Genomic DNA, 4,957 nt, shown 5'->3' with positions numbered 1-4,957 from the left:
TCATTAGTGAGTCCTCCTTGGTTACTTAATTAAGGGTCCTTGCGCTGCAGCTTCGGACACCTCGTACTATACCAAGAGGGCTCTTTTTGTTTCAACTCTCAAATTTCTTTATTACAGGAATGCTCCTATTATTTAATATATATAAAAAAATAGTAGTCCATTTTTTAACTTGGAAACTACTATTTTTATAAATTAATTTTAGTTTTGCTTTTCGCTAGCAATAATAATTTTATTTCCATCGTATGTTATTGCACCAGAACAACCATAAACTGCAACTCCACCAGATACTCTAGTAAAAGTACCTGAAGCACAGGCACGATATCTTCCTGCTTTTGATGGATACCATGTCTTTTGATTACCTTCTCTTAGACCTTGTCCTCCAGCATAATTAAATCCTTGAGTATAAATTGTGTCCCAAGTAAGGTCATACCACTCTTTTTTATATTGGAGAGTCATTGATAAATTAACCCTTAAAACTGGGGAATTTGTTGTATAAATCCAATTCGCTTCAAGCCCATTTGTGATTCTTGGCGTAAGCGTTACACTGAACTTATTACCAGGAGCTAAAACAAATGGTGATATTTCAGAACTCTCGGCATCAAGATCTTGAGTAATAGAAAAAGGGTCATCACCATTCAATAACGATTCAGGAACTTCAAGTTCTACCGCATCATCTATTTTTTCAAGTGATTCGGCATTAGCGTAATTAAATGGAGTTAACAATAAAAATATTAAACTAAAAACAGAAAAAAATCCTAATAATTTTTTCGACAAAATAATTCCTCCTTTTACATTTTCTTCTATATTTTCTAATAAATTGTTAATGTTGTCTAGTATTTTTTATATTTACCAATATATTAAAAAAATAATAGAGAAACTTTGCTAGGGATACGTATAATTTAATTGTTAGTTAACATAACTTCCATTTTAGCCAGTGTAAAGTGAGTAAACAGTTTTAGGGTTGGAAAAGGAGGATATTAGGTTTATGAGTGCTTTATTATCAAAAGTTGAAGAGTTCGCTAATGAGCATTATGCTGGTCATTTTACAGTAATAAAAACTAATAAAAATTGGCATGCTTGCTTTGGAGTATTGGATGAGAAAGAAGAGATAAAGTATATTCATAGTGGTAAGTCCTTTGAGGATGTTTTACAGAAATTGCTTAACGAACCTTTAGATTCATCTGGTGTACGAGTAGGAGAAGATAATTTTGATTTTCATGGATTTGAGGATGTCTATGCCATAAAAATTAATGATAAGCATTGGTTCCCCGATTATTATCATCCTGAAAAAGAACATGTTTTAGTATTTACTACAGAAAAAAAGGCATTTAAAGAAGTAGAGTTGATAAAAAAAAGACCTAAGTATTCTGAACTTGATTTAAAAGTTGTAAGAGTTGAAGAAGAGACATTAATTCATTTTAAAAAAGGAATACATAGACAGACTATAAGAGAGTTACAGTAGTTTTAATACATAATAATGATTATCTCTATCAAGCCTTAGGAAATTAAATAAATTATATAAAACAAAACGGATAAGCCGGCAAAGGAAGTTTCGTAAGAGAGTGGCGCTTTTTTTGTATTTGCCAAATATTCTATGTCCTACCTAAACCTTTTTAGTGATACAATCGTATAGGTTAAAGGGAGGTGGGGAAAGATGAATAAAAAGCCTATAAAAGAGCAAAAAGCAGAAAAAGAGGATGCTCTAAGAACTTGGATTGAAAAAAAGGTAAATTTAGCACACGAGTGGATCGATAACGAGAAAAAGCAAAAATCACGAGGAATTATCCGCGGTGGGATTTATATGTGCGAATTGGGAGAAAATGTAGGTGCAGAACAAGGTGAGTATCGTCCTGCTCTTGTTGTCTCTAACGACACAATAAATTCGACTTCAGGTAACGTATCGGTGATTCCACTTACAAAAAACCTTAAAAAGAAAGTTATTAAGGATAAACAAGGTAATCTGGTTAAAGTTCTAGATCAACCTCGTTTAAGCAGCCACTACTTTTTGAAAAAAGGTAAATATAGTTTTTTAGACCATGATTCAGCCGTTCTTGGAGAGGAAACCAAGACGATTAGTAAGGTGCGTATAGGTGAACACAAAGGAAATATTGATTCAGGTGACATGGATCGTATAATAACTCGTGTTAAGTGGGTATATGGAATTTGAAACCAACAACTTGACGGGGACAAGCTTTCATCCTATAATGAAATTAACTTACATCGCCTATCTTAGTCATAGGCAAATCACGTGAACGATTCACGGTTTTTCTCAAATAGGGGCCTTTAGGGGCTCCTTTTTACATATTGAGTCATAAAATGGCTATAACTGAGTAAACTTTAAATACATCGCTCGTCCAGTCACGAGCAGATCTGCTCCAGTAGCAGGGAAGTCTCGCCTGTCTCGTCACAGGCAATCCGGCCTCCTTCATTCGTGAAGGGGGTTTTTGTATTTTTAGACACACTAAAAACACCCTCCCATTCGTTCAGGAAAGTGTATTTTTTATTCATTTTCTGGTATGCACTTTTCAAGAGCTCGGGAAGTTAAATAAATTAAAAGTAAAACGAATATACGCTGTATAACAAAATAGAAAGTGTCATACATTGTATTACAGTAAATTTAATTGGCATTCTAAATGGCATTCCCATTGGAATATGCTCGAGAAGCTTCTGAGGTCGAATTAACCGTAGTAATATGAATTAAGTAAATTAAATAAAAAAAACTGAGATGCTGGCACATCTCAGTTGAAGTTTATTACATGGAAAGCCTACCGTTTCTCTTTTACATCCTCCCTTTGTGGAGGATTTTTTCTTGTTAATAAAAATAAAGTAATTAAACCCATTACAAAGGTTGCAGTTCCGAAAAAGATTTCAAATCCAAACTGTGTAATCTGAAGAGCTTCCATTTGGCATCACCTCCTTTAATGGGGTTAGCCTTAAAAATTGCTTTCCACGTAAGTATTAATAGTGTATTAACTCGATATAAACTTTATATCTGAAAATACTTTTAGGAACGTATAAAAAAGCCGTCCAGGTGATGATTGTCACATCGCTAGACGGCTTTTCGTTCTATTCTTTTGTTGGTATGTATTGAACAACGTCCTCAATTTTACAATTAAAACGTGAACAGATTCTCTCCAGAACATCCATCGATACATTTCCACCCTTACCCATTTTTGCAATTGTAGCGGGTGAAATCTTAAGCTCTGTTCGCATTTGCTCTTTGGTCATTTTGCGGTCAATTAATAATTTCCATAAAGGATCGTATGTAAAACCCATATTTTACCCTCGTTTCTATAATTATCTAAAACAATTCTATAATAATATGAAGAAATATTACAACTATTTTAATTTTTTAATTGACAATATTTTCATAAAGTAATAGAATATCTTTAATAAGTTAAAGATTTACATAAATGGAAGGTGAAAAAATGCTGATTATTTATGTATTGTTTGCGATGTTGTGCTCATTTGTAGCGGGTATGTTAGTCATCTACGTTAAGCAAGAAAATTAAAGTGATCATCTTGTCAAAGGCTTGGAATTTTGTTTGTGGGATATTTAATAATATTTAAAGGAGTGAGCGGGCAAAATGAAAAAGCTAAAGATTTACATAAATGGGAGATGATTTCAATTAGCGTAAAAAGGATAATTATCCCTGCAGAGAAATTAGCAGCAGCTGTTATTAAACATTTGCTTCCGGGTGCAATTATTAAATTAAATAATAAATTGGGGGAAATTGATCATGGAAAAGTTAGAAAAACAAAATGAATAGAAGCTAACCATAGATTTAAAATCGCTGTTAACTAAGTTAGTAAAACAGATCGGACCAACAAACAGTACAAAAGAGATAATTGCCGCTTTAGAAAAGCCAACAGTTGATTTAAAAGAGATTATGCTCATTCTTGAAAAAGAAAAAGAAGACAGAGAAAAAGAAAAGGGCCTCCTCGCTGGGAACGAAGAGACCGCAATATAATACGAACTAAATAAATTATATCACAAGAAATAAATTTTAGGCAGAGCCCATTTCGGCTCTGCCCTTTTTTGGGACGCAGGGACAGGTCCCTTGACCCACTTTGTCCATCATTAGAGTCGACAGCTTAGTGTTCGTGTTCAGCTTCCATCGCATCTGCTTTTGTTTTATGGACGGTTCCGAATGGATGATTTGGTGGTGCATAGATTGAATAAAGTTTTAATGGGATATTTCCTGTATTTGTTAGGTTGTGCCAATACCCTGCTGGAACAAAAATGGCTGAGTCGTCAGTAATTTGTCTTACAAAGTCTAACTGATTTCTGTTTTTCCCCATTTGAACAATTCCATCGCCTTGTTCAACACGTAGGAATTGGTCCACATCAGGATGTATTTCTAAACCGATATCTTCCCCAGGTTGCAAACTCATTAATGTTAGCTGTAGGTAAGTTCCTGTCCAAATCGCAGTGCGAAACGTATTGTTTTGCTTTGTAGCTTCATTGATATTGATTACAAATGGCTGCTTACCTTGATCAGTGAACTGGCGTACTTCCCTTTCCATATGTGGGTAATGGTATCCCCAATAGTTCCAGTAAGGCATAGGAACATGCGTGTAATATGGGTGGTGGTGATGATGATGGTGATAATAATGATATGGGGATCCATATGTTACATAATTCATTTTACTCAATCCCTCCTCAAATTGCTAAAATATCCTATGCAAGAGAGATAATGAGCGGAACCCAAATTTTTAGGTGCTGATTCATCTTTCAGTTGGGGCAACGAACCTGTCCCTGTGTCCCGGTTATTTCTTGGTGAACAGGGTGATGAGGAAAAACACTATGAAACTTACAAGTAGGGGTATAGCCAACATTTCGGAAATTTTGTACGCTAAGCAAATTTCAATCTAAAAAAGCCGATATCCTTGATGGATTCGACTTTTTTTATATGGATTTCTATTTGCTCCTAATTTTTTTAATTACAAATACTAA

The 4,957-nt window shown here is 34.4% G+C and carries 7 protein-coding genes; 3 read left to right on the top strand and 4 right to left on the bottom strand.

Going from position 1 to position 4,957, the window contains the following annotated elements:
- Nucleotides 1-198 precede the first annotated feature (198 nt).
- Nucleotides 199-774: a hypothetical protein gene (locus tag DZB84_RS24425; RefSeq protein WP_116354890.1), complete on the bottom strand. Its 576-nt coding sequence runs from the start codon at nt 772-774 to the stop codon at nt 199-201.
- 211 nt (nt 775-985) lie between these two features.
- On the opposite strand from DZB84_RS24425, the gene DZB84_RS24420 reads away from it, so the two are divergent.
- Nucleotides 986-1,462, top strand: coding sequence for a hypothetical protein (locus DZB84_RS24420; RefSeq protein ID WP_116354889.1), 477 nt, complete (start codon nt 986-988; stop codon nt 1,460-1,462).
- Nucleotides 1,463-1,654: 192 nt separating this feature from the next.
- The gene (locus DZB84_RS24415) at nt 1,655-2,167 is read left to right on the top strand and encodes a type II toxin-antitoxin system PemK/MazF family toxin (protein WP_116354888.1); all 513 of its coding nucleotides are present in this window, start codon (nt 1,655-1,657) and stop codon (nt 2,165-2,167) included.
- Between the two features lie 598 nt (nt 2,168-2,765).
- On the opposite strand, the gene DZB84_RS25130 is transcribed toward DZB84_RS24415, so the two are convergent.
- On the bottom strand, nt 2,766-2,903 hold the full coding sequence (locus DZB84_RS25130) for a hypothetical protein (protein ID WP_189655364.1): 138 nt from the start codon (nt 2,901-2,903) through the stop codon (nt 2,766-2,768).
- Nucleotides 2,904-3,066: 163 nt separating this feature from the next.
- The gene (locus DZB84_RS24410) at nt 3,067-3,276 is read right to left on the bottom strand and encodes a helix-turn-helix domain-containing protein (protein WP_116354887.1); all 210 of its coding nucleotides are present in this window, start codon (nt 3,274-3,276) and stop codon (nt 3,067-3,069) included.
- Between the two features lie 271 nt (nt 3,277-3,547).
- On the opposite strand from DZB84_RS24410, the gene DZB84_RS24405 reads away from it, so the two are divergent.
- Nucleotides 3,548-3,766, top strand: a complete 219-nt coding sequence (locus DZB84_RS24405) for a hypothetical protein (protein WP_116354886.1) — start codon at nt 3,548-3,550, stop codon at nt 3,764-3,766.
- 329 nt (nt 3,767-4,095) lie between these two features.
- On the opposite strand, the gene DZB84_RS24400 is transcribed toward DZB84_RS24405, so the two are convergent.
- Nucleotides 4,096-4,647: a cupin domain-containing protein gene (locus tag DZB84_RS24400; RefSeq protein ID WP_116354885.1), complete on the bottom strand. Its 552-nt coding sequence runs from the start codon at nt 4,645-4,647 to the stop codon at nt 4,096-4,098.
- Nucleotides 4,648-4,957: the final 310 nt, after the last annotated feature.

This window comes from Bacillus sp. HNG (genome assembly GCF_003400205.1).
Taxonomy (GTDB): Bacteria; Bacillota; Bacilli; order Bacillales; family Bacillaceae_L; genus Ferdinandcohnia.
This window is presented reverse-complemented; position numbering and strand designations above follow the sequence as displayed.